This window comes from Streptomyces sp. NPDC043746, from assembly GCF_056436485.1.
In genome coordinates this window covers 268,678-291,274 of record NZ_JBWKCM010000001.1, presented here as the reverse complement: position 1 = coordinate 291,274, position 22,597 = coordinate 268,678, and the positions used below count along the sequence as shown (strand labels likewise).

General features: G+C 73.3%; 20 protein-coding genes and 5 tRNA genes. 9 read left to right on the top strand and 16 right to left on the bottom strand.

Features of this window, described 5'->3' with window-relative positions:
• Window positions 1-286: 286 nt before the first annotated feature.
• Entirely contained in the window at window positions 287-883 is a 597-nt protein-coding gene (locus AC0682_RS01415; RefSeq protein WP_478530428.1) for a CGNR zinc finger domain-containing protein, read from the top strand.
• Here AC0682_RS01415 and AC0682_RS01410 read toward each other — a convergent pair.
• Together AC0682_RS01410 and AC0682_RS01405 are read right to left on the bottom strand one after the other, a co-directional pair.
• Window positions 878-1,033: a hypothetical protein gene (locus AC0682_RS01410; protein ID WP_164711272.1), complete on the bottom strand. Its 156-nt coding sequence runs from the start codon at window positions 1,031-1,033 to the stop codon at window positions 878-880. The two genes, AC0682_RS01415 and AC0682_RS01410, sit on opposite strands and share 6 nt — an antisense overlap.
• Window positions 1,034-1,191: 158 nt before the next feature.
• A complete protein-coding gene (locus tag AC0682_RS01405; protein ID WP_478530427.1) occupies window positions 1,192-1,656 on the bottom strand; it encodes a hypothetical protein in 465 nt (154 codons plus the stop codon).
• 183 nt (window positions 1,657-1,839) lie between these two features.
• Here AC0682_RS01405 and AC0682_RS01400 point away from each other — a divergent pair, with 183 nt between their 5' ends.
• Complete coding sequence (locus AC0682_RS01400) at window positions 1,840-2,355, top strand: DsbA family protein (RefSeq protein WP_478530426.1); 516 nt, start codon at window positions 1,840-1,842, stop codon at window positions 2,353-2,355.
• Between the two features lie 108 nt (window positions 2,356-2,463).
• Here the strand turns inward: AC0682_RS01400 and AC0682_RS01395 are convergent, their stop codons facing one another.
• The 3 genes from AC0682_RS01395 to AC0682_RS01385 all read right to left on the bottom strand — a co-directional run bounded on the left by AC0682_RS01395 (window position 2,464) and on the right by AC0682_RS01385 (window position 5,266).
• A complete protein-coding gene (locus tag AC0682_RS01395; RefSeq protein ID WP_478530425.1) occupies window positions 2,464-3,300 on the bottom strand; it encodes a GNAT family N-acetyltransferase in 837 nt (278 codons plus the stop codon).
• 89 nt (window positions 3,301-3,389) lie between these two features.
• Entirely contained in the window at window positions 3,390-4,211 is an 822-nt protein-coding gene (locus AC0682_RS01390; RefSeq protein WP_478530424.1) for an aminotransferase class IV, read from the bottom strand.
• Window positions 4,208-5,266, bottom strand: a complete 1,059-nt coding sequence (locus AC0682_RS01385; RefSeq protein WP_478530503.1) for a chorismate-binding protein — start codon at window positions 5,264-5,266, stop codon at window positions 4,208-4,210. Before AC0682_RS01385 ends, AC0682_RS01390 begins: the two co-directional genes overlap by 4 nt.
• Before the next feature lie 184 nt (window positions 5,267-5,450).
• On the opposite strand from AC0682_RS01385, the gene AC0682_RS01380 reads away from it, so the two are divergent.
• From AC0682_RS01380 to AC0682_RS01360, 5 genes are all read left to right on the top strand, one after another.
• Window positions 5,451-5,523: transfer RNA gene (locus AC0682_RS01380), tRNA-Gly, on the top strand.
• A 37-nt stretch (window positions 5,524-5,560) separates the two neighbouring features.
• A tRNA-Cys gene (locus tag AC0682_RS01375) sits at window positions 5,561-5,634 on the top strand.
• A 1-nt stretch (window position 5,635) separates the two neighbouring features.
• A tRNA-Val gene (locus AC0682_RS01370) sits at window positions 5,636-5,707 on the top strand.
• A gap of 37 nt (window positions 5,708-5,744) precedes the next feature.
• Window positions 5,745-5,816: transfer RNA gene (locus AC0682_RS01365), tRNA-Val, on the top strand.
• A 33-nt stretch (window positions 5,817-5,849) separates the two neighbouring features.
• Window positions 5,850-5,924 (top strand) — tRNA-Val (locus tag AC0682_RS01360).
• Window positions 5,925-5,980: 56 nt separating this feature from the next.
• Here AC0682_RS01360 and AC0682_RS01355 read toward each other — a convergent pair.
• The 3 genes from AC0682_RS01355 to AC0682_RS01345 all read right to left on the bottom strand — a co-directional run bounded on the left by AC0682_RS01355 (window position 5,981) and on the right by AC0682_RS01345 (window position 8,036).
• Window positions 5,981-6,289: a TFIIB-type zinc ribbon-containing protein gene (locus AC0682_RS01355; RefSeq protein ID WP_478530423.1), complete on the bottom strand. Its 309-nt coding sequence runs from the start codon at window positions 6,287-6,289 to the stop codon at window positions 5,981-5,983.
• Between the two features lie 63 nt (window positions 6,290-6,352).
• Window positions 6,353-7,324, bottom strand: a complete 972-nt coding sequence (locus AC0682_RS01350) for a phosphotransferase family protein (RefSeq protein WP_478530422.1) — start codon at window positions 7,322-7,324, stop codon at window positions 6,353-6,355.
• 505 nt (window positions 7,325-7,829) lie between these two features.
• Window positions 7,830-8,036: a hypothetical protein gene (locus AC0682_RS01345; RefSeq protein WP_478530421.1), complete on the bottom strand. Its 207-nt coding sequence runs from the start codon at window positions 8,034-8,036 to the stop codon at window positions 7,830-7,832.
• 591 nt (window positions 8,037-8,627) lie between these two features.
• On the opposite strand from AC0682_RS01345, the gene AC0682_RS01340 reads away from it, so the two are divergent.
• Complete coding sequence (locus AC0682_RS01340) at window positions 8,628-9,965, top strand: protein kinase domain-containing protein (RefSeq protein ID WP_478530420.1); 1,338 nt, start codon at window positions 8,628-8,630, stop codon at window positions 9,963-9,965.
• Window positions 9,966-10,054: 89 nt separating this feature from the next.
• Here the strand turns inward: AC0682_RS01340 and AC0682_RS01335 are convergent, their stop codons facing one another.
• The 8 genes from AC0682_RS01335 to AC0682_RS01300 form a co-directional block, all read right to left on the bottom strand.
• Window positions 10,055-10,951, bottom strand: a complete 897-nt coding sequence (locus AC0682_RS01335) for a TrmH family RNA methyltransferase (RefSeq protein ID WP_478530419.1) — start codon at window positions 10,949-10,951, stop codon at window positions 10,055-10,057.
• A 110-nt stretch (window positions 10,952-11,061) separates the two neighbouring features.
• Window positions 11,062-12,354, bottom strand: a complete 1,293-nt coding sequence (gene cobA / locus AC0682_RS01330; RefSeq protein WP_478530418.1) for a uroporphyrinogen-III C-methyltransferase — start codon at window positions 12,352-12,354, stop codon at window positions 11,062-11,064.
• 354 nt (window positions 12,355-12,708) lie between these two features.
• Window positions 12,709-16,368: a nicotinate-nucleotide--dimethylbenzimidazole phosphoribosyltransferase gene (cobT, locus tag AC0682_RS01325; protein ID WP_478530417.1), complete on the bottom strand. Its 3,660-nt coding sequence runs from the start codon at window positions 16,366-16,368 to the stop codon at window positions 12,709-12,711.
• A 335-nt stretch (window positions 16,369-16,703) separates the two neighbouring features.
• Complete coding sequence (cbiE, locus tag AC0682_RS01320) at window positions 16,704-17,951, bottom strand: precorrin-6y C5,15-methyltransferase (decarboxylating) subunit CbiE (protein WP_478530416.1); 1,248 nt, start codon at window positions 17,949-17,951, stop codon at window positions 16,704-16,706.
• 142 nt (window positions 17,952-18,093) lie between these two features.
• Window positions 18,094-18,741: a GNAT family N-acetyltransferase gene (locus tag AC0682_RS01315; protein WP_254812969.1), complete on the bottom strand. Its 648-nt coding sequence runs from the start codon at window positions 18,739-18,741 to the stop codon at window positions 18,094-18,096.
• A gap of 157 nt (window positions 18,742-18,898) precedes the next feature.
• Window positions 18,899-19,768: a MetQ/NlpA family ABC transporter substrate-binding protein gene (locus tag AC0682_RS01310; protein ID WP_478530415.1), complete on the bottom strand. Its 870-nt coding sequence runs from the start codon at window positions 19,766-19,768 to the stop codon at window positions 18,899-18,901.
• Between the two features lie 98 nt (window positions 19,769-19,866).
• Window positions 19,867-20,538, bottom strand: coding sequence for a methionine ABC transporter permease (locus AC0682_RS01305; protein ID WP_254812967.1), 672 nt, complete (start codon window positions 20,536-20,538; stop codon window positions 19,867-19,869).
• On the bottom strand, window positions 20,535-21,623 hold the full coding sequence (locus AC0682_RS01300; protein ID WP_254812966.1) for a methionine ABC transporter ATP-binding protein: 1,089 nt from the start codon (window positions 21,621-21,623) through the stop codon (window positions 20,535-20,537). The genes AC0682_RS01305 and AC0682_RS01300 overlap by 4 nt, the downstream gene beginning before the upstream one ends.
• Before the next feature lie 614 nt (window positions 21,624-22,237).
• On the opposite strand from AC0682_RS01300, the gene AC0682_RS01295 reads away from it, so the two are divergent.
• Window positions 22,238-22,597: a hypothetical protein gene (locus AC0682_RS01295; RefSeq protein ID WP_254812965.1), complete on the top strand. Its 360-nt coding sequence runs from the start codon at window positions 22,238-22,240 to the stop codon at window positions 22,595-22,597.

The following is a 22,597-nucleotide window of genomic DNA, read 5'->3' as shown; positions in this document are numbered from 1 at the left end:
CTCCAAAATAGCCGCCCACCCCCCCCCCCCCCCCCCCCCCCCCGACCCCCGCCCCCCCCCCCCCCCCCCCCCCCCCCCCCCCCCCCCCCCCCCCCCCCCCCCCCCCCCCCCCCCCCCCCCCCCCCCCCGCCTGGGCGTGTGCCGACGGCCCGGGGGCGGACCGGGGGCTGACGGACGTACCCGTCCCCTCGCGGGCCCGCACCGGGCCGGGGAACGGGGGCGGGCGAGCCAGTAGAGTCAGCCGCCATCGGCAGGCGCCCGCCTGCCGGAGGCCAGGGAGCGAAGCGTGCTGATCCCCCACGACACCCGGATCGCCCTCGACACGGTGGTCGATCTGGTGAACACCGCACCGGAGAGCGAGCCGCCCGGGGACGGCCCGACGGACGGACTCGTGGACGGCCCGGAGGACGGGCTCGACGATGTCGCGGCGCTGTACGCCTTCGCCGAGAAGCGCCACATCAGCGGCGTCGGCGCCCTCGGCGAGAAGGACCTCGGAGCCGTACGGGAGGTCCGGAGCCGGTTCGCCGAGGTCTTCGCCGCGCCCGACGCCCGTACCGCCGCCGACCTGGTCAACCGGCTCGTCGCCGCGGCCGGGACCACGCCCCAGCTCACCGACCACGACGGCTACGACTGGCATGTGCACTACTTCGCACCGGACGCCTCGCTCGCCGACCACCTCGCGGCCGACTGCGGCATGGCCCTCGCCTTCATCATCGTGGCCGGCGAACAGGAGCGGCTGCGGCGGTGCGAGGCGCCCGGCTGCGGCCGCGCCTTCGTCGACCTGTCCCGCAACCGCTCCCGGCGCTACTGCTCCAGCCGCACCTGCGGCAACCGGCTCCATGTCGCCGCGTACCGGGCCCGGCGCCGGGAAGCCGGTTCATAACAGGAAGAGGTCGTGCAGGGCCGCCATCAGCAGCAGGCTCCCGATCACCGTCAGAAAAATCATCAGGGGTGGCTGGGAGAGCGCGAAGAGGCAGCCACGGGGCTCTTCGGCAGGGGGTGCGGGGGCTTCGCCCCGGGATGTGTCCACCATCTCGGGGTGATCATGACGCACCCGGGACCCGGTTGACGATCAACCTGCCCCATTTCCCCGGGAGTTCACCGTCCCGTGGTGCTCAGGATTCGCTCCGGCGTCCGAGACGCCGTCAGGCATTCGGGCACCGGTCGGCATCGACCGCCGGACATTCCCCCTCAGATGCCGTGCTTCTTGAGGATCGCCTCGATGTCGCTGAAGTCGTCGCCGGGAGCCGCGGCCTCCTGCTGCCTCTTCGGCGCCGCCGCCGCCGGCCGGGCCTGGCCCACGGAGGAGCCGGCGGCGAGCGAGGGTGTGGAGGCGCCCGGGGCGACGGCCTCGTTGCGCTCGGCGGCGCGCGCGGCCCTGCGCTCCGCGCGGGTGGCGCCGCTGCGGCGCTCGACCGCCCGGGTGGTCATGAAGAGCAGCCAGGCGAGGCCGAGCACGCCGAAGCCGATCCAGACGCTCGGCCTGAACGCGATCCCCGCCACCCACTCGACGACGCCGGTCAGCACCAGCCCGAGCGGTACGAGGGAGTAGGCGGCGACCCTGGTCGCGGTGAGGAACCGCTTGCGGTAGGCGGTGATCGCGGCGAAGCCCAGGCCTGCCGCCGACGCCGCGGAACAGATGGTCTCGGCAAGCATCGGGGGCCTCCAGCCGCACGGGGAAACGGTCCCTTCCATCCTGCACCGACGACGGGCGTCGGGGCCACGGCGCCGGTCCACTTCAGGGACATTTCAGGGCCCGGCTCCTCCGCAGGTGCCGGTCACGGCCACCGGCCCGGGTGCGGATTGGGAGCTGTCCGCCCGGCCTGAAAGACTGGCTCCATGAGCGATTCCACCCCTGCGGCACCGGTCGTCCTCGACGTCTGGTGCGATCTCGAATGCCCCGACTGCCACCAGGCCCTCGGTGACGTACGCGCCCTGCGCGCCCGCTACGGCGACCGTGTCGAGATCCGGCTGCGGCACTTCCCGCTGGAGAAGCACCGTTACGCGTACGCCGCGGCGCAGGCCGCCGAGGAGGCCGCCGCCCAGGGGCAGGGCTGGCCGTACGTCGAGGCGCTGCTCGCCAGGACCGAGGACCTCGGCAAGGGCGGCGAGCCGGTGCTGCTCGACGTGGCCCGTGAGCTGGGCCTGGACGCGGAGGAGTTCGACACCGCGCTCATCGACGGCCGCCACCTGCTGATCGTCGACGCCGACCAGGCCGAGGGCAAGGCGATCGGGGTCACCGGCACGCCCACCTATGTGGTCGGGGACGAGCGGCTGGACGGCGGCAGGAGCCAGGAAGGGCTGCGCGGGCGGATCGAGGAGATCATCGACCGGCTGCCGGCGGCCCAGGGCTGACGCCTGACCCGCCCCGCCCCGCTCCGCGCCGTACCGCCTCCGCCGTACGCCTCCGCGCCGCAACCGCCGTACCACCGCCATGCCACCGGCGTACGGGCGCCGTACCGGTCAAAGCGCCTTCGCCAGGTTGTACCGCGTCGTCACGTAGCCGAGGGACTCGTACAGGCGCAGCGCGGGGGTGTTGGCGGCGAAGACGTGCAGGCCGAGGCGGTCCTGGCCCCAGGAGCGGGTCTCGTCCTCGGCCAGGAGCATCAGGGCCCGCCCGAAGCCGCGGCCCCGGTGCTCCTCGCGCACCTCGACGTCGAAGACGAACCCGGCGGTCCGGCCCGGCTCCAGCTCCCGCAGGGCCAGCCAGACATGGCCGACCACCGCGCCGCCGTGGACGAGCACCCGGAACCGTGCGTTCTCGGTGGCGAGCCCGTCCGGGAGGTTCCCGGCGTGGTCGGCCTCGGACTTGAGCCGGGCGTGCTCGGGCGGTACGCCGCGGTCGACCCACTCCTGTGCGTACGAGCGCACCGCCTCGCTCAGCCACTCCGCGTACTCCTGCTCGCTCATCGGCCGCGAGCCGAGTCCTTCGGGGAGCGGGACGCTCTCCGGGCCGAGGGTCTTGACCATGTTGCGGCTGCGTTCGGCGTAGCCGAGGGCGGCCGCCAGTCGGCGGGCGGGCTCGTTCTCGGCCGGGATCTCGGCCCGCACATGAGTGCAGCCCCACCCCCGCAGCACCTCCTCGGCCGCGAGCACGGCGATGGTGCCCCGGCCGCGCCGCCGCCGCGCCTCGTCGACGCTCAGGGAGCGCACCACCCCGGCCGAGGCGCCGAACGCGTCGTCCGTGCTGATCGATACGGCGCCGACGGGCACGCCGTTGTCGCAGACGTCGTAGCTGCGCGCCCGCGCCCCGGCGGCGCCTTGCTGAAGCGGCCCGGACGGCCGGAGTGTCGTGGTCATCAAGGGTTTGTATCCCCTGGACGGGCTCACGTCACGCGCATTTCCGGCCCCACCGGAAGGGGCTTGCGAGCCGGGCCGGGGACCGGGGTCTACGGATCCAGGTCGTTCCCTGCCCGCTCGTCGAAGATCCGCATGGCCTTCGCCGTCACGGGACCGGGCTCCGGCGCCAGCTCGCGGTCGTCCACGCGGTGCACGGCCTGGATGTCGCGGAGCGTGGAGGTCAGGAAGATCTCGTCGGCCTCGGCCAGCACCTCCATCGGCAGGTCGCTCTCCTCGGCACCGGTCCACTCCACGACCAGTGCGCGGGTGATCCCGGCGAGGCACCCGGAGGCGACCGGCGGGGTGTGGATGCGGCCGTCCAGCACGACGAACACGTTGGACCCGGTCCCCTCGCAGAGCCGGCCGACCGTGTTCGGGAAGAGCGCCTCGGAGGCGCCCCGCTCGCGGGCCCGGGCGAGGGCGACGACGTTCTCCGCGTACGAGGTGGTCTTGAGCCCGGTGAGCGCGCCGTGTTCGTTGCGGGTCCAGGGGACCGTGATCACCGCGGTGGTGTCCGGGCGGCGGCTCACCCCGTCGAGCGCGACGACGAGGCTGGGCCCGGCGGTGCCCCGGTCGGAGCCGAGCGGGGAGAGGCCGCCGGTGTAGGTGATCCGCAGCCGTCCCAGGGGGACGGGGTTGGCGTCGACGACCGCCGCCACGGCCCGGCGGACCTCGTCCAGGTCCGGGTCGGGCAGGCCCAGGCCGCGCGCGGAGCGGGTGAGGCGGTCGAGGTGGCGGGTGAGGGCGAAGGGCCGGCCCTCGGTGGTGCGGACGGTCTCGAAGATGCCGTCGCCCACGGTCAGCCCGTGGTCGAGCACCGACAGCCGGGCGTCACCGGCGTCCCTCAGTCCGCCGTTGACCCAGATCCTCATGACGTGGTCCTTCCTGTCTGCCCGAGCCCTGGCTGCTCGAACGTGCCCGACGCTACAGCCAGCAGCCGCGACGCCTTCAGTTCGGTCTCGTCCCACTCCCGCTCCGGGTCCGAGCCCCAGGTGATCCCGGCCCCCGTCCCGAACCGCAGAAGGGGCCCGGGGCCGGTCCGGTCGATCCAGAAGGTCCTTATGCCCACCGCCAGGGAGGCCGTCCCCCGGTCGGCGTCGACCCAGCCGACCGCCCCGCAGTACGGCCCGCGCGGGGACCGCTCCAGTTCCTCGATGATCCGCAGCGCGCTGGACTTCGGCGCCCCGGTGACGGAGCCGGGCGGGAAGGCCGCCGCCAGCAGCTCCGGCCACCCCGCGCCCTCGGCCAGCTCGCCGCGCACGGTGGAGACGAGGTGGACGAGGCCCGGGTGCTTCTCGACCACGCAGAGGTCGGGGACGGTGACGCTGCCGGTGGCGCAGACCCGGCCCAGGTCGTTGCGGACCAGGTCCACGATCATCACGTTCTCGGCGTGGTCCTTCTCCAGCAGGTCCGCCTCGGTGCGCCCGGTCCCTTTGATCGGCCCGGACTCGACGGTCCGCCCGTCCCGGCGCAGGAACAGCTCGGGGGACGCGGTGGCGACCTCCACCCCGTGGCCGGGGAGGCGGATCGTTCCTGCGTACGGGGCCGGGTTGCCGCGCGCCAGCAGAGCGGTCAGGGCGTCCACGTCGGCCCGGCCGGGCTCGGCCTCGGGCAGCGGGGCGGAGAGGACCCGGCAGAGGTTGGCCTGGTAGACCTCGCCCGCCGCGATGTGTTCACGGACCCGCCGTACGCCCGCCGTGTAGGCGTCACGGTCCAGCGAGGTCGTCCACTCCCCGGCACCGGGCCCGCGCCAGGCTCCGGGCACGGGGGCGGGCACCTCCTCCCTACGTACGGAGGAGAAGCGGGCACAGACCGTACGGCCCTCGAAATCGGCGCAGACCGCCCAGAAGCCGGACGAGTCGAGAGCGGCGGGATCGTGGGTCACGTCCTGGAGGCCGGAGGCGACGAGGCCGCCGAAGCGGGCCATGGGAGCGAGGGGGAACACTCTGCTGAGTCTAGAACCGCCCACCGCGACCTGCGTCGGGGCGAGGGAGCGGCGGCGGACCGCGGCGGTACGGCGACCATCTGCGCAAACGCGTTTTTGTGCTGGCCCGGGAATCCGCTAGAGTTCAACACGTCGCCGGGACGCGCAAGCGGAACGGGAAAGACAAGCGGACGTAGCTCAGTTGGTAGAGCGCAACCTTGCCAAGGTTGAGGTCGCCAGTTCGAACCTGGTCGTCCGCTCGCAGAAGGTGGGGGATCTTCCCGAGCTCCCACCCCTGGTGGAGTGGCCGAGAGGCGAGGCAACGGCCTGCAAAGCCGTCTACACGGGTTCAAATCCCGTCTCCACCTCCAAGGACGATTAGCTCAGCGGGAGAGCGCTTCCCTGACACGGAAGAGGTCACTGGTTCAATCCCAGTATCGTCCACTGATCCGCAAGGATCACCGGTCCGTAAGGATCACCCGCGCGATTAGCTCAGCGGGAGAGCGCTTCCCTGACACGGAAGAGGTCACTGGTTCAATCCCAGTATCGCGCACGCAGTACACAGCGGTACACGCACCGTCATCCCGCGCGATTAGCTCAGCGGGAGAGCGCTTCCCTGACACGGAAGAGGTCACTGGTTCAATCCCAGTATCGCGCACCACCGAGCACCCCCGGTCGTCTCCACGGCCGGGGGTGTTCGCGTCGTGTCGGCGTCCGTCAGGACGAGAAGAGCATCCGGCCGAAGCCCTTCTGGCGGCGGTGACCGTAGTGTCCGCCGTATCCACCGCCGTGCTGCGGGGCGCCCCAGGCGGGGCCGTGGACGGGAGGGGCCGCCTGCGGGTAGGGCTGCTGCGGGGCGGGGGGCGGGGGCGGGGCCTGCTGGGCCCACTGCGACTCCAGGCGGGTCAGCGACTCCAGCTCGCCGTAGTCGAGGAATATCCCCCGGCAGCCGCTGCACTGCTCGATCTGGACGCCGTTGCGGTTGTACGTGTGCATCTGCGCGTGACACTTGGGGCACTGCATCATTCGGCTCGGCTCCTCGCCCTCGTCGTGCCGCCGGAATGCCTGTCCGGCCGCGGTCGGTTCAGCCTACGACGCGGCCCCGGCCGCCAACTCGGGTGGGAACGTAGCGATTCGGGCACAGGAGTCGATCATCAGCTGCTCCATCTCGTCCGGCTCGCGCCCCTCCGCGGCGCACTTGGCGAGGGCGACGGCCGCCGTCTGGACCGTCAGAGCGCGGGCGGGGACGTCCAGTTGCGGCCAGGGGTCCCCCTCGGTCGGCACGGCGGGCCCTCCGGCGGACCGGTAGGCGGCCAGGAACAGCAGCCAGTCCTCGGGGGCCAGCACCCCGGCCGCGTACCAGGCGGCGGGCCGGGCCAGGTCCCAGGCCGGGTCGCCCCATCCCGCGTCGTCCACGTCGATGAGCAGCCAGGGCCCGTCCGGGGCCGGTCGGCGCACCAGCTGCCCGAGGTGCAGGTCCCCGTGGCAGAGGAAGCGCGCCCGCTCGGCAGGGGGCGGGGCCTCACCCCGTGCCCAGCCCGGCAGGGCACGCCATGCTGCCTGTACGGGGCGGGCCGCGCCTCCGCCGGGGAGTACGGCGTCCATCCGCGCGACCGCCCGGGCCGCCTTGACCGGGCCGCGCATCGGCGGGAAGGGGGGCGGCAGGGGCGGGGTGGTCCGATGGAGGCGGGCCAGGAGGACCGCGGCCTCGGCCCAGGGGGCGGCCTGCGGGGCCTTGGGGTCGACGGGGGCCCCGTACGGCCAGAAGGTGACGGGCCGGGAACCGGTCTCCGTCATACCGGCCGGGCCTGGGGCGGTGAGCGGCGGTAGGAGGATGCCGGTCAGCTGCGGCGCGGCGGCCAGGGCGAGACGGGCGGCCAGGGCCTCACGGTCGCTGTCGGCGGCGTGGGCCTTGGCGACGACCGGTCCGCTGCGGACGACGGTGCCGTCCGCCCGGTCGGCCAGAAGCTGCGGCGGCTCGCAGGCGCAGGGGGCGCCCGGGGTGCCGTGCGGGTGGCGGAGGCGGTGCGCGAGGTCGCCCAGCTCGCGGATGGTCGGCACGGGGGCGGACGGAACGGGGGCGGGTGGGTGCGGGACCGAGCGGTCCGCTGCTGAGGCGTGCGGAGCGGACAGGCCCCGGACACGGCGCTCCGGAGCCGATGGGTCCGAGACCGCTGCCCCCGGCGCGGCCGGGTCCGGGGCCGGAGGCAGGGCGGCGGCCGGTCCGGGGGACGGGTGTTCGTAGTCGTCTGAGGTCGAGGTGGTACGCAAGGGCTCCCCCGGCGGCGGTCGGTTCCGGCCCTGCCGCCGGTCCTCGCCCGAGCGTACGCCGCGGGCGGGGCGGGGGCCGGTAGAGGCGCCGGGTGAGGCGGGGTGATGCGCGTACGGCCGGGGGCGGCCCCTGCCGGCGCGGCTTCGTGCGCCGGAGAAACGGGTCCGGACAGCGCGATGCCCGGTCAGCTCCCCAGCTGACCGGACAAACGCTGCCGTCCGCCGCACCCCCGTCCCCACGGGGCTGTCGGCCCGATACCGGGTCCGGACCGCTCTTCCGGACCCTGGGCGCCGATCAGCGCCCCAGCATCACAGCCACGGACGACGCCTGCGTGACCACCGCGTCCCAGCCGCCGAAGACGACCGCGAGCAGGGCCGCCAGGGGAAGGACCATGGCCGTCGCCACCAAGGGGTGGCGCGTGCCGGACGGGCGGGCGCCGAACGAGGCGTAGGCCTTGCGTCCCCGCGTGCGGATCATGGCCCGCGTTGCCGTGTCCGACATGGATCCTCTCCTGACCTGATGGGGAGCGACGGGCGTGTGACCTCGGGGGACGAGTGCTGCGCCCGCCGCTTGACCTCAACATTAGGTAACCGGTGGGCACGGGGCGTCATGCCCGCGTACCTAATCCCAGGCCTCCCGGAGGATGAGCCACCGTCCGTCCGCGTACTCCCCTGGGTGGAGACGGTCCGCCCGGCCTCGGGGTCGACCCGGAGGGGGCAGGGGGGACAGCACCCCGAGAAGGCTCCCGGCGGGTGACTTCACTCACTCCGGGCACCCTCCTTCGGAGGGTGCCTCGCGCTCCGCGGCGCTCTCCCGGAACCGTCACCATCGGCGTACGGCCCCCGTCCCCACCCTCTTCGACCGACCTGTACCGGCCGCCATGGCCTGATCCAACATCCCTTTTCCGAAGGCCTCTTGTCGGTCCTCCCGGACCGACGGGCCCGCAACCGCCGCCCCCTGACCGCCCTTCGCCTCTCCCGCCGGGCGCGGACAATCGAATCCCCGGCGAAGGCGCGGCCTCTGAGCGCACCGGGCGCGGGGTACGTAAGCTGTGCCTCGTCAGGCGGACCAGGCAGCGGGGATGGGCAGACGATGGCGATGATGCGGCTCCGGCGCGAGGACCCGCGTCTCGTCGGCTCGTTCCGGCTGCACCGACGGCTCGGGGCGGGCGGCATGGGGGTGGTCTACCTCGGCTCCGACCGGCGCGGCCAGCGGGTGGCGCTCAAGGTGATCCGGCCCGACCTGGCAGAGGACCAGGAGTTCCGTTCGCGCTTCGCACGCGAGGTGTCGGCGGCACGGCGGATCCGCGGTGGCTGCACGGCCCGGCTGGTCGCGGCCGATCTGGAGGCGGACCGGCCGTGGTTCGCCACCCAGTACGTCCCCGGCCCCTCGCTGCACGACAAGGTGGCCGAGGAAGGGCCCCTGTCCGCCGCCGAGGTGGCCTCGATCGGGGCGGCGCTCTCCGAGGGCCTGGTCGCGGTGCACGAGGCCGGGGTGGTCCATCGGGACCTGAAGCCGTCGAACATCCTCCTCTCCCCCAAGGGCCCCCGCATCATCGACTTCGGCATCGCCTGGGCGACCGGGGCCAGCACGCTGACCCATGTCGGTACGGCAGTGGGGTCGCCCGGGTTCCTCGCGCCCGAGCAGGTCCGGGGTGCGGCGGTGACCCCCGCGACGGACGTCTTCTCGCTCGGCGCCACCCTGGCGTACGCGGCGATGGCCGACTCCCCCTTCGGGCACGGCAGTTCCGAGGTGATGCTCTACCGCGTGGTGCACGAGGAGGCCCAGCTCCACGGGGTGCACGACGCGCTGGCCCCCCTGATCCGCGCCTGTCTCGCCAAGGACCCGGAGGAGCGGCCCAGCACCCTCCAACTCTCCATGCGGCTCAAGGAGATCGCGGCGCGCGAGGCACAGGGCCTGCACGAGGGACGGCCGCCTCTCCAGCGCTCGGCCCAGAACGCGGACCGGCCCACCGGCCGTCTCGACGGCCCGTACACCGAGCAGCAGCACACCCGCCGCTCCGAAGGCCCCTCTTCGGCCGGCCGCCCGCAGCAGGGCCGACGCCCCGGCCCCTCGCGTTCGGGGGCGCCGCGCACCGGTGGGTCCCGGCCGCAGCGGCCGCGCGGCACCACCGGGTCCGGGAGACGGCCGGGCGGCGCGACCAACGGCCGACCGGGGACCCGGCCCGGGGCCCGTAGCACCTCGGCGGGACGGCGCCCGGCCAACCCCCGGCTGCTGCGCCAGCGGCTGGTGGTGTTCGTGGTGGTGACCCTGCTGGTGGCCCTAGGGATCGCGGCGGCCCAGGGATGCCAGGGGCCGGCGCGAGGGCTGGGCGGCGGGAGCGGGCAGCCCGTCGGCGTGTCGCAGGAGCGAGCGCCGGAGCAGATGCCGGCGCGGGCGCAGGTGCCGGTGTCCGCCCAGGGAGCGTAGCGTGACCGGCTCCCGCTTCTGGGAACGGTCCGCCGGCAACACGGACCGCGCCCCCGGGAGCGGGCGTCGAGGCCGTCACCGCGCCGGGTTCAGGCGCCTGGCGGGCGTGTCGCGTAGAAGGCCACGGCCGAGGCCGCGGCGACGTTGAGGGAGTCCACCCCCGCGGCCATGGGAATCCGGACCCATTCATCGGCCGCGCGCAGGGCGCCGGTCGACAGTCCCTCCCCTTCGGTGCCGAGCATGAGCGCCAGCTTCTCGTACCGGCGGGCGGCCAGCCCCTCCATCGTGATCGACTTCTCCGAGAGACACAGGGCAGCCGTCACGAATCCATGCTGACGGAACAGCTCGACGTCCTCCGGCCACGAGGTCAGCCGGGTCCAGGGGACGTGGAAGACGGCGCCCATCGACACCTTCACGGCCCGCCGGTACAGGGGGTCGGCGCAGCGTGGCGTGAGGAAGACGGCGTCCACGCCCAGAGCGGCCGCGTTACGGAAGGCAGCCCCCAGATTCGCGTGATCAACGATGTCCTCGAAGATGGCGACGCGCTGACCCGCACCTTTCCGGGGACTCCGAGGCGACGTCGCACCGATGTCGGTGTGGTCGTCGACCGACTCCCCCGCCCCCACCCGGCGGGCGGCGGTGAGGAGTTCCTCGGCGGTGGGCAGCGGCTTGCGCTGCATGGAGGCGAGCGCCCCCCGGTGGACGTGGTAGCCGGTGACCTGTTCGGCCAGCTCGGGGGCGACCGCGTACACCGGGGCCGGGACCTCGTCGATGACGTCCCGCATGGCGTCGACCCACTTGGCGGAAAGCAGCATCGAGCGCATCTCGTACCCCGCCTGCCGGGCACGCCTGATGACCTTCTCGCCCTCCGCGACGAAGAGGCCTTCGGCGGGCTCGCGGCGCCGCCGCAGCTCGACGTCGGTCAGGCCGGTGTAGTCGCTCAGGCGCGGGTCGCCGGGATCGTCGACGGTGATGAGATCTGCCACTGGTGATACTGCCTTGTCCGGTCTGCGGTGCCGACGCCCGGGACGGGATGCGTGACCGCGGGTTGCTTGATGAGGTCCGGCTTCGCTCGGCGGACTGAAGTCCGCGGACTTCAGTCCGCCGACGGGCCGGTCAGGCGCGGTGCGGAATGCGGGCCGACCGCGACGACGTCCCCGATGACGATCACGGCGGGCGGGCGCACGTCCTCGGCGACCGCTCGCTCCCCGACGTCCGCGAGGGTCGCGTCGACCCGCCGCTGGGCCGCGGTGGTGCCCTCCTGGACCAGGGCGACCGGGGTGGCCGGGTCCTTGCCGTGGGCGATCAGGGCGGCGGCGATGGCACCGATCTTGTCGACGGCCATGAGCAGGACGAGGGTGCCGCGCAGCCGGGCGACGGCCGCCCAGTCGACCAGCGAGCGCGGGTCCTCGGGGGCGACATGGCCGCTGACCACGGTGAACTCGTGGGCCACCCCCCGGTGGGTGACCGGGATACCGGCCGCTCCGGGGACCGAGATGGTGCTGGAGATGCCGGGCACGACCGTACAGGGGATGCCCTCGGCGGCGAGCGCCTGGGCCTCCTCCATGCCCCGGCCGAAGACGAACGGGTCGCCGCCCTTGAGCCGGACGACGGCCTTGCCCGCCTTGGCGTGCTCGATCAGTGCCTGGTTGATCGCCTCCTGGGCCATGAACCGCCCGTACGGAATCTTCGCCGCGTCGATCACCTCGACGTGCGGCGGGAGTTCGTCGAGCAGGTCACGGGGGCCGAGGCGGTCCGCGATGACCACGTCCGCCTCGGCGAGGAGGCGCCGGCCGCGCACCGTTATCAGGTCCGGGTCGCCGGGGCCGCCGCCGACCAGGGCCACGCCGGGGCTGTGGGTGCGGTGGTGCGGGGCGGCGAGGGTGCCGTCCCTCAGGCCCTCGACGATCGCGTCGCGGATGGCCGCGGAGTGACGGGGGTCGCGGCCCTGGGAGGTCGTGGTGAGGACCGCGACCGTCACGTTCTCGCTGCGGCCGGTGGCCGGAGTCCAGGCGGTGGCGGCCTCGGCGTCGTCGGCCCGGACGCACCAGGTGCGGGTGCGCTCGGCCTCGGCGGACGCGGCGTCGTTGGCGGCGGTGTCGGAGGAGGCGACGAGGGCGTACCAGGTGTCCGCGAGGTCGCCGTCCTGGTAGCGGCGGCGCTCCCAGCGGATCTCTCCCGCCTCCGCCATGGCCTCCACGGAGGGGGTGGCGGACGGGGAGACCAGCGTGATGTCGGCGCCGGTGGCGATGAGCTGCGGCAGCCTGCGCTGGGCGACCTGGCCGCCGCCGATGACCACGGTGCGGCGGCCGTGGAGGCGCAGGCCTACGGGGTACGCCGGGTGGTCGGCGCTCTCGGGGTGACCTGCGTGATCTGCGTGCTCGGCCATGGCGGTGCGGGCTCCTCGGGCGGGGTGCTGCGTAGGGGCCGCTGCGGCTGTGGAGCGGCTGTGGCGTGCGGAAGTGGGGGTTCCTGGGTGTCCTGGGTGGGGGACAGGATACGGGGTGGTGGTGGGTGGGGCCCGGGGACGGGGGCAGTCTCGGCGGGGGGCCGTGGGGGTGGAGGCGCCTGCGGCGGGCTGTCCCCTGCCCGCCGCTTCCCGAAACCGGGGCGCTGCCCGGGGCCCGGTCCACTCTCATGTACCGGACGGGCTCGGGATCCGGGCGCCGCCCCGGACCCCGCTCCTGAAGCGCCGGAGGGGCCGGGGTGGAGCAGCGCCCGGGAGGGGACGCTGTGGCCTCCTCTACTTCTCCGTCACTCCTGCCGCGTCGAATGTCGCCACCTCGTGCATCGCCCGTGCCGCGCTCTGCACGATCGGGAGCGCCAGCAGCGCGCCCGTGCCCTCGCCGAGGCGGAGGTCCAGGTCGACCAGCGGGCGCAGGCCCAGCTTGTTGAGGGCTGCCACGTGACCCGGTTCCGCGCTGCGGTGGCCGGCGATGCAGGCCGCGAGGGCCTCGGGGGCGATGGCGCGGGCGACCAGGGCCGCCGCGCCCGCGCTCACGCCGTCCAGGACCACCGGCGTACGCAGGGAGGCTCCGCCGAGGAGGAATCCCACCATCGCCGCGTGCTCCAGGCCACCGACCGCCGCGAGGACGCCGATCGGGTCGGCCGGGTCCGGCTGGTGGAGGTCGAGGGCCCGGCGTACGACGTCGACCTTGCGGGCGTGCATCTCGTCGTTGATGCCGGTCCCCCGGCCCGTCACCTCGGAGGCGTCGATCCCGGTGTAGACGGAGATCAGTGCGGCCGACGCGGTGGTGTTGGCGATGCCCATCTCACCGGTGAGGAGCGCCTTGTTGCCCGCGGCCACCAGATCCCGGGCGGTCTCGATGCCCACCTCGATCGCGGCGAGGACGTCCTCCCGGCTGAGGGCGGGGCCGGTGGTGAAGTCGGCCGTGCCCTTCCGGACCTTGCGGGGCAGCAGCCCCGGAGTCGCGGGGAGGTCCGTGGCGACGCCGACGTCGACGACGCAGACCTCCGCGCCGACCTGCGCGGCGAACGCGTTGCAGACCGCTCCCCCGCCGAGGAAGTTCGCCACCATCTGGGCGGTCACCTCCTGGGGCCACGCCGTGACTCCCTGGGCGTGCACCCCGTGGTCACCGGCGAAGATCGCGACGGCCGCGGGCTCCGGGATCGGCGGCGGGCACATCCGGGAGAGCCCGGAGAGCTGCGCCGAGATGATCTCCAGCATGCCGAGCGCCCCGGCGGGCTTCGTCATCCTCTTCTGCCGCTCCCACGCCTCGCCGAGCGCCTTGGCGTCCAGCGGGCGGATGGCGGAGGTGGTCTCCTGGAGCAGATCGTGCGGCTCCTCCCCGGGCAGGGCGCGCCGGCCGTACGTCTCCTCGTGGACGACCCAGGAGAGCGGGCGGCGCTTGGACCAGCCCGCCTGGAGCAGCTCGGGCTCCTCGGGGAACTCGTCGACGTAGCCGACACAGAGGTACGCCACGACCTCGAGGTGCTCCGGCAGGCCGAGCGCGCGGACCATCTCCCGCTCGTCGAAGAAGCTGACCCAGCCGACGCCGAGCCCCTCCGCCCGGGCGGCCAGCCACAGGTTCTCCACGGCCAGTGCCGAGGAGTAGGGAGCCATCTGCGGCTGCGTGTGGCGGCCGAGGGTGTGGCGGCCGCCCCGGGTCGGATCGGCGGTGACGACGATGTTGACCGGGGTGTCGAGGATCGCCTCGATCTTCAGTTCCTTGAACTGCTTCGCCCTCCCCTTGGGGAGCGACGTGGCGTAGGCGTCCCGCTGGCGCTGGGCCAGTTCGTGCATCGAACGGCGCGTCTCGGCGGACCGGATGACGACGAAGTCCCACGGCTGGGAGTGGCCCACGCTCGGCGCGGTGTGGGCCGCTTCCAGCACCCGGAGCAGGACCTCGTGCGGGATGGGGTCGCTGCGGAAGCCGTTGCGGATGTCCCGGCGCTCACGCATGACCCGCAGCACCGCCTCACGCTCGGCGTCGTCGTATCCGGGCGCGGGCGGGGTGAAGGGCACCTCGGGGGCCGCCTCGGCCACCGGCTCCTCGACCGGCTCCTCGTCCAGCTCGGGGGTCTCGATGACCTCGGGGCCCGTCCCGTCCTCGGCATCGGGCTCCGGTGCCGGGATCGAGGTGGTGGCAGCCGGGGTCGGGCCCGGTCGGCCGGGCTCCGTCGGCGCCTCGGTTGCCTGCGGCGTCTGCGGTGCCGCCGCTTCCGGTGCCTGCTCGGGCTGCGGGGCGGGCTCGGCGGCAGCCTCCTGCACGTCGGCGGCGGGGGCGGAAGGCTCCTCCACGACGGTGGCGGCGGGGGGCTCCTCCACGGGCTCCACCGCCTCCGTGGATTCCGCGGTACCGGTGGTCGCCTCAGCCTCTGCGGCCTCCGTGGCCTCTGTGGCCGCCTCGGGCTCCGCGCTCTCTTCGACCGCCGGAACCCCAGGCTCCGGAACTGCCGCGTCCACCGGGACGGACTGCGCCTCGGGCATCTCCACCGGTGCCTCGGCGGGCAGCTCGGCAGGAACCGCCGCCGCTGCCGGAGTCCCGGCAGCGGGCTCCTCGGGGACGACCGTTTCTGCCGGGGCCGATTCCGCCGGGGCCGTCTGCTGCGCAGCCTCAGGCTGGACCACAGCCTCGGGCTGAACCGCGGCCTCGGGCTCGACCACAGCCTCAGGCTGGACCACGGCTTCGGGCTGAACCACAGCTTCGGGCTGAACCGCGGCCTCGGGCTCGACCACAGCCTCGGAATCGGCCACAGCCTCGGGCTCGACCGGCTGCTCCAGTGGCTGTTCCGGCTCGGCAGGAGCGGCAACCTCCGGCTGGACCGCCTCGGGCTCCACCGGAGCCTGCGGCTGGACCGGTCCGGCAGGCGCCGTGGCCCCGACCGGCTGCTGGGCGACCGGCTCCGCCTCCGCCTCGACCTCAGGCTGAGCCGCCACGACCGGCACCGGCTCCACGGACTCGGCCGGAGCCTCCGCCACTGCCTCCGGCTCGGCCTGCGGCTGCTGCGGCGGCGGGCCCCAGGGGGCCGCGCCCTGCGGCGGGATCTCGCCCAACTGCGGCCCCGGCAGCACCGGAGCCTCCTCGGCCAGGGCCTCGGCCGGGGCGGCGAAGGAGTCGAGGGCGGTCACCGGGGGGCTCACGTGGCGGGCGGGGGCTGCCGTCCGGACGGCTCCGGCGGGGCCCCGGTCGGCCAGCGAGCGGACCACGCCGCCACCCTGCGTACCGCCGCCGTACGACGGTGCCTCGGCCGGGGCCGGGCCCCGGTGCAAGGGGCGGCGAGCCGGTGCGGGGGCCTGTGCGGGGGCGCCGACCGGAGCGGGGGGCTGCGCCTGCGCGGGGGCCGGCGGCGGGATCCGTACGCCGTTGAGGTCGACGGAGCCCGTGTCGCGGCCTCCGGACTCATGCGTGCCGTGCGGCGCGGCGGGCATCCGCGCCTCCTCGCCCTCTGCCGGGACCTGCGACTGCGTCGCGTACGGCTGCTGCTGCCCGTCGGGGCGCTGCTGCGCCGGCTGCTCCGGAACGGGAGAGGCGGCGGGGGCCTGCGCTGCCGAGGCCGAACCGGTCTGCGCCTCCCCGGCCGGGTCGGTCTCCGGCGCAGGCGCGGGCGGCGGAACAGCCCCGGCCGTCTGTGCGGGCACGGGCTGAGCGGCCGGAGGGGCGCCGGGGCCGACGTCAGCGGTCGCCGGAAAGCCCTGCGGCGCCGGGGCAGCCTGGACCTGAGGCTGTGCCTGGACCTGGGGCTGAGTCTGCGGCTGGACCGTCTGGGGGTCGCTCCAGGCGCCCTGGGAGGTCGGCATCAGCAGGAGGTCGTCGTCCTCGGGGGTGTGCTCGGAGGGGTCGAGGAAGGTGTACGCGTCCGGGGCGGGGATGCCCGGCTGCTCCACCATGCCCGCGTTCTCCGGCAGTCCCTCGCCCGGGATCTGGCCGGTGTCAGTCATGCGTACCCCTCGCCCATCGTCAGTGCTCCTTCGGCCCTTCGCCCGGGACGCCGAACCACGGCACGCCGGTGCTCGTCGTGAAGAACGAGCGGGCTCGCCGCGCGGCACGAACCGCCCGCGGGCCTCTTCCTATTCTCGCGGCCGTTCGCCACCGCGACAGGCAGTTCTGCCACGGCTCGCTGTGGACTGCGCCACGTCGCGCGTCCCCCCGGTCGGTGCCGTACCACAGAGCGGACCAAAACAGTCCACTTTTCCTGACATTGACGAACGAAGCGACGAACGTCCGGGCGCGGTACAACAATCGGCCAGCCTACCTCCCGTACTGGACGGAACGGTCAGGGGGCGAGCTCCGAACGCCGTGCGGAGAGGAGGAACACGACGGAGCGTTCACGCTCGGTCCACACCTCGGTGTCGAGGTCGACGGACTGGAGCAGCGAGCACTCGGTGGTGTAGCCGTTTCCGGTGAGCGCCGCGCCGAGGGCCTCGGCCTCGTCCCGGGTGGAGGCGTGGGTGACGATGCGCTCCGGGCGCCGGTCCACGACCGCGCGGACCACCTGGACGCCCCCTCCCCCGACCCGTACGACATCGGGTTCGGGCAGCCGTTCCAGGACCTGCGGGGCCCGGCCGCAGACGATGTGGAGGGGGACGCCGAAGGCGCGGGCGGCAGCGTCCGTGCGGGAGCAGGCTCCCGGGTCGGCGTCCACCGCCAGCACGGCAGCGCCGAAGCGGGCCGCTTCGACGGCGAAGGCACCACTGCCGGAGCCGATGTCCCACACCAGGTCGCCGGTGCGGGGCCCGAGGACGGCCAGCTGCGCGGCGCGCAGGTGCGGGAACTCCCCCTCGCCCGACTCCCGTACGCCTTCCGCTCCCGCCTCCCGGTAGGCCGCGGGGGGCAGGGCCCAGCCCCGGGTGCCCGGGGGCAGGGCGGGGCGGCGGCCGGCGATCCAGGCAGCGGGGGCGGTCGTGGCGGTCTCGGGGCCTTGGCCGCCGACGACGATGACGACGTTCGGGTCGCGCCAGGCGTGGTCGGCGGCCTTGTCGGAGGTGAGGACGGTGACGCGTTCGCGGTCGGTGCCCAGTTCCTCGCAGATCACGAAGGTGCGGTGGACGCCTTCGAGGAGCAGGGCCAGTTCGGCGGGGCCCGCACCCGGTGAAGTGAGGACGGCGACCTTGTGGTGGGCCCGGCAGACGTTGACGGCGCGGCGCAGGGTGCGCGGGTGGGCGACCACGATCTGGGCGTCGTCCCAGGGCATTCCGGCGCGGGCGAAGGCGGTGGCCACGGCGGAGACGGCCGGTACGACCTCGACCTCGAGGCCGTGTTCCGGGGCGCGCAGGGTGCGGACGACGCCGAAGAAGCCGGGGTCGCCGTCGGCGAGGACGACGGCGCTGCCGCGGTGGCCGGCGATACGGCGGGCGGCCAGGTCGACGCTGCCGAGGCGGATGCGCTCGGCACCCTGGGGGACTTCGGGCAGGGCGAGGTGGTGGGCGGCGCCCGCGACGAGCGTGGCGGCCGAGAGCGCGGCCGTGGCCGCTCTGGTCAGTGGCGAGCCGTCCCAGCCGATCACCGTGACCCGGTCGGCCATCGTCTGTCTCCTGGGGTGTCGGAGGGTCGGGGCGAGGGGCGCCCGTGCGCGTGCGGGGTGCGGGGGCAGGGGTGACAGTACCTGGTCCGGACCGGAGCCCGGCCGGTGGCCTCGGGGCGCCCGTACCGAAGGCCCGTCGCGCTCAGTTCCAGTCGTTGTACGTGCCGTAGCCGCCGGCGTCGGCCAGTTGCTCGGCGACTCCTTCGAGGTCCTCGGGGAGGAGCCCCCAGACGATCAGGTCGGTGCGGATGTCGGTCCAGCCGCCGTCGGTGCCGTTCTCGGTGGGGGTCCGGGCGATCCGGGCGTTGCGCAGGACGCCCTCGCTGATGCAGCCGAGCTTCTGCGCGACCTGCTGGGCGGCGGTGTTGTCGGCGGGGGTGCGCAGTTCCAGGCGCTCGAAGCCCTGGTCGCGGAAGAGCCATTCCGCGACGGCCAGCACGGACTCGGTGGCGTATCCCTCGCCGCGCGCCCAGGGGGCGGTGATGTAGCGGACCTCGGTGGCCAGGGTGCGCCAGTCGGTGTTGAGGAGGCGGACGCTGCCGACGAGCCGCTGGGTGAGGAACTCGGTGACGGCGAGGACGATGCCATGGCCCGAGGTGCGTTCCCCGGGGGCGATTCTGCGCACCCACCGTTCGGCGTCGACCTGGGTGTAGGGGTGCGGTCCGTCGGTCCAGGCGACGACCGTCTCGTCGTTCATCATCTCGATGTACGCGGGGATGTCGGCCGTTTCGAAGGGGCGCATCACCAACCTGTCCGTGCTGATGGAGATGGACGGAAAGGTGGTAGTCATGCGCAGCTCCATGCAGAAGACCGGTTAAAAGCACAGCATGCAGCATCGCATCCGCGTCGCGCATGGGCGGGTCCGCACGACGGAGCCCCGCCCCTTCCCGGGGGAAGGGGCGGGGCTCCGTCGGTCAAGTGCCTGGCGAAGGTCAGGACTTGATGGGTCAGGAGGCGGCCGGGGCGCCGAAGGAGGCGACGATCGAGCCCTGGTAGGTGTCGTCGATGAACTTCTTGACGTCGTCGGAGTTGAGGAGCCTGGCGAGCTTCTCGACGCGCGGGTCCTTCTCGTTGCCGGCCTTGACCGCCAGGAAGTTGGCGTACGGGTTGCCCTCGGCCTTCTCCAGGGCCAGGGAGTCCTTGGCCGGGGAGAGCTTGGCCTCCAGGGCGTAGTTGCCGTTGATGACGGCGGCGTCCACGTCGTTCAGGGCGCGGGGCACGGTGGCGGCCTCCAGCTCCTTGAACTCCAGGCCCTTCTTGTCGGTGATGTCGCTCAGCTTGGCGCTGGTGCCGACGCCGTCCTTGAGGGTGATCAGGCCGTGGTCGGCGAGCAGCTGGAGGGCGCGGCCGCCGTTGGTCGTGTCGTTGGGGACGGCGACGGTCTGGCCGGCCTTGATGTCCTTGATGTCCTTGAGCTTCTTGGAGTAGAGGCCCAGCGGCTCCAGGTGGACGTTGACGACCGGGACGATGGTGGTCTTGTTCTTCTCGTTGAAGTCGTCCAGGTAGGGCTTGTGCTGGAAGAAGTTGGCGTCGACCTGGCCGGACTGGGTGGCGGTGTTCGGCAGGACGTAGTCCGTGAACTCCTTGACCTCCAGCTTGAGGCCCTCCTTCTCCGCCAGGTTCTTCTTGACGAAGTTCAGGATGTCGGCGTGCGGCGTCGGGGACGCGGCGACGACGAGGGCCTTGGAGGTGTCGGCCTTCGCCCCGCCCTCGCTCTTGGAGGAGGCCGGGTCGGAGTCCGTACCGCAGGCGCTGAGGCTCAGGGCGAGGGCGGCGACGGAAGCGGCGGCTGCGGTGATCTTGATGTTCTTGCGCACGAAAAGTGCCTCTTTCTCAACTGTGGTGGTGCGCCCGGACAAGGAGTTCGGGCTTGGTGGGGACGGGAAGTTCAGGGGGCCTCGGGGAGCCGGGATCCTCAGGACGCGGTGGGGCCGCGGCGGGCCAGCAGCCGTACCGCGAGGTCGCCGATCAGCTGGATCACGCTGACGATGACGATCAGGAGGGCGACGGTGATCAGCATGAACTGGTTGTCGAAGCGCTGGAATCCGTAGGTGACGGCCTTGGAGCCGAGCCCTTCGCCGCCGACCGCGCCGGCCATCGCGGAGTAGCCGATGAGGACGATGAGGGTGGTGGTGACGCCCGAGACGATCGAGGGCAGGGCCTGCGGAAGCAGCACCTTGCGGACGATGGTGGGGATCGAGCCGCCCATCGACTGCACTGCTTCGACGAGCCCGTGGTCGACCTCCCGGATCGCCGTCTCGACGAGCCGGGCGAAGAACGGGATGGCGCCGACGGCGAGCGGCACGATCATCGCGGTGGGGCCGATGAAGGTGCCGACGACCCAGGTGGTGAAGGGGATCAGGGCGATCAGCAGGATGATGAAGGGCAGCGAGCGGCCGATGTTCACGATCACGCCGGTGACCTTGTTGACCACGGTGTTCTGGAGCAGTCCGCCCTTGTCGGTGAGGACCAGCAGGACCCCGAGCGGCAGTCCGCCGACGACGGTGACCAGCGTCGACCACAGCACCATGTAGAGGGTGTCGAGGGTGCCCTGGGTCAGCAGGGGCTGCATTTCTGACCAGGTCACTTGACGACCTCCTTGGTGATGGCGGCGGACGTCTGCCCGGGGACGGTGGCGGCGGGGGCCTTCGGGGCCCGGGTGCCCTTCCCGTCCTCGACGACCTCGGCCTGGAGGCCCTGTTCGCGCAGGAAGCCGATGGGGACGACGTTCTCCTCGAACCGGCCCGGCAGCTCGATGCGCATCCGGCCGATCTGCTTGCCGCCGACGGTGTCCATCGCGGCACCGAGGATCGATATGTCGATGTTGTACGTACGGGAGAGCTGGGAGATCACCGGCCTGCCGGCGGCCTCGCCGTGGAAGGTGACGTCCACGACCGTACGGTCCGGTCCCGAGGCGGCCCCGCCGACCGGGAACAGCTCGCTCGCCAGCTCGGAGCCGGGGGTGGCGAGCAGTCCGCCGACCGTGCCGGACTCCACGATCCGGCCGCGCTGCATGAGGGCGGCGGAGTCGCAGATCGTCTTGACGACGTCCATCTCGTGGGTGATCAGCAGGATGGTCAGGCCGAGCTGCTGGTTGAGGTCGCGCAGCAGCTGGAGGATGGAGCGGGTGGTCTCGGGATCGAGGGCGGAGGTCGCCTCGTCCGAGAGCAGCACCTTGGGGTCGCCCGCCAGGGCGCGGGCGATGCCCACGCGCTGCTTCTGGCCGCCGGAGAGCTGACCGGGGTAGGACTTCGCCTTCTCGGCGAGGCCGACCAGGTCGAGGAGTTCCCTGGCCTTGCGGGTGCGCTCCTGGCCGGAGACGCCGAGGATCTCCAGGGGGAGTTCGACGTTGTCCAGGACGGTGCGCGAGCTCAGCAGGTTGAAGTGCTGGAAGACCATGCCGATCCGGGTGCGGGCGGCGCGCAGCTCCCTGCTCGCCCGCCGGCCCCGCCCGGCGAGGGCGGTGAGGTCCTGGCCGGCCACGGTGACCGTGCCGGAGGTGGGGCGCTCCAGCAGGTTGACGCAGCGGATGAGGGAGGACTTTCCGGCGCCGCTCTGGCCGATGACGCCGTATATCTCGCCCTCGCGGACGTGGAGGTCGACTCCGTCGAGTGCGGTGACCTCGCGGTCGCGCGACTGGTAGACCTTCGTGAGGCCCGTCGTGGTGATCACAGGGGGTTTCCGTCACTGTCGAGTGCGCGGCGCGGGTGTCCGCCGGGCACGGGGCAAACGTCTGAAGAGACTGATGCGGGCTGGTCGGCCGGTTTACGTCTCAGCACGGCTGTGTACGGCGGTCGGCCGGGGACAGCGCGTGCTCGGGCGGCTCGTTCCACAGGGGGCGAACGGCACAGGCTCGGTCTCGCTTCGGGGCGCGAGGCTCAGGCTGGGGCCCTCAGAAGGCGCGCATTCGACACATACAACGAGCACCGGGCGTACGGATCGCCTCGGTCGCAAGGGTGCGGCTGCTCGTCGTGGTCATGGACCCAAGTAAAACAGACGCAACTGCCGAGCGATCACGCCTGTCCGCATAGCGGACGGACGTGGACGGCCTGTGTCGGCGCTCCGGTTCGACTCTCCCGCGCCCGAGGGAAACGCCTTGACCTGCGCTTATGAGGTGGATGCGGGTGCCGTGCGAGGCCGTGGGCAGGCGTCGGCGGGGGTGGTGGGGGTGCTCGTTGTGGCAAAGGCCACGGCCACGGCCTCCTCCCCGGGCGATACGGAGAAGGGCGTCGGCGCGGGCCGGGGGCGCACGCGGGCGGGCGGCACGGCCGTAATACCCTCGCTACATGCTTGACGCCCTGACGGTCGCGGTCGCCGTGACCGCGCTCGCCCTCGCCGCCTGGTGCGGACACGCCGCCTACAAGGACCAGCCGACGAAGGACTGGCACTTCATCGGGATGGCCGTGGTGACCGTGCTGGCCCTGGCCCAGCTGGTGGTGGGCGTCGTGCAGCTGGCGCGCGGGGAGCGGCCGGAGCAGGGGACGGCGGTGTTCATCGCCTATCTGGTCGGCGCGTTCGCGGCCGTACCGGCGGCCGGTGTCCTGTCGTTGTCCGAGCGGACCCGCTGGGGCTCGGTGACGGTGGCCGCGGGCGCACTCGTCCTGGCGGTCCTCGAAGTACGGCTCTACGACATCTGGGGTAACTGA

What these genes read in the sequence shown, in the direction of transcription:
- AC0682_RS01410 (WP_164711272.1), bottom strand. Translation starts at nt 1,033, where the DNA reads ATGGTGGACACATCCCGGGGCGAAGCCCCCGCACCCCCTGCCGAAGAG.
- AC0682_RS01405 (WP_478530427.1), bottom strand. Translation starts at nt 1,656, where the DNA reads ATGCTTGCCGAGACCATCTGTTCCGCGGCGTCGGCGGCAGGCCTGGGC.
- AC0682_RS01400 (WP_478530426.1), top strand. Translation starts at nt 1,840, where the DNA reads ATGAGCGATTCCACCCCTGCGGCACCGGTCGTCCTCGACGTCTGGTGC.
- AC0682_RS01395 (WP_478530425.1), bottom strand. Translation starts at nt 3,300, where the DNA reads ATGACCACGACACTCCGGCCGTCCGGGCCGCTTCAGCAAGGCGCCGCC.
- AC0682_RS01390 (WP_478530424.1), bottom strand. Translation starts at nt 4,211, where the DNA reads ATGAGGATCTGGGTCAACGGCGGACTGAGGGACGCCGGTGACGCCCGG.
- AC0682_RS01385 (WP_478530503.1), bottom strand. Translation starts at nt 5,266, where the DNA reads ATGGCCCGCTTCGGCGGCCTCGTCGCCTCCGGCCTCCAGGACGTGACC.
- AC0682_RS01355 (WP_478530423.1), bottom strand. Translation starts at nt 6,289, where the DNA reads ATGATGCAGTGCCCCAAGTGTCACGCGCAGATGCACACGTACAACCGC.
- AC0682_RS01345 (WP_478530421.1), bottom strand. Translation starts at nt 8,036, where the DNA reads ATGTCGGACACGGCAACGCGGGCCATGATCCGCACGCGGGGACGCAAG.
- AC0682_RS01340 (WP_478530420.1), top strand. Translation starts at nt 8,628, where the DNA reads ATGGCGATGATGCGGCTCCGGCGCGAGGACCCGCGTCTCGTCGGCTCG.
- cobA (WP_478530418.1), bottom strand. Translation starts at nt 12,354, where the DNA reads ATGGCCGAGCACGCAGATCACGCAGGTCACCCCGAGAGCGCCGACCAC.
- cobT (WP_478530417.1), bottom strand. Translation starts at nt 16,368, where the DNA reads ATGACTGACACCGGCCAGATCCCGGGCGAGGGACTGCCGGAGAACGCG.
- cbiE (WP_478530416.1), bottom strand. Translation starts at nt 17,951, where the DNA reads ATGGCCGACCGGGTCACGGTGATCGGCTGGGACGGCTCGCCACTGACC.
- AC0682_RS01315 (WP_254812969.1), bottom strand. Translation starts at nt 18,741, where the DNA reads ATGACTACCACCTTTCCGTCCATCTCCATCAGCACGGACAGGTTGGTG.
- AC0682_RS01295 (WP_254812965.1), top strand. Translation starts at nt 22,238, where the DNA reads ATGCTTGACGCCCTGACGGTCGCGGTCGCCGTGACCGCGCTCGCCCTC.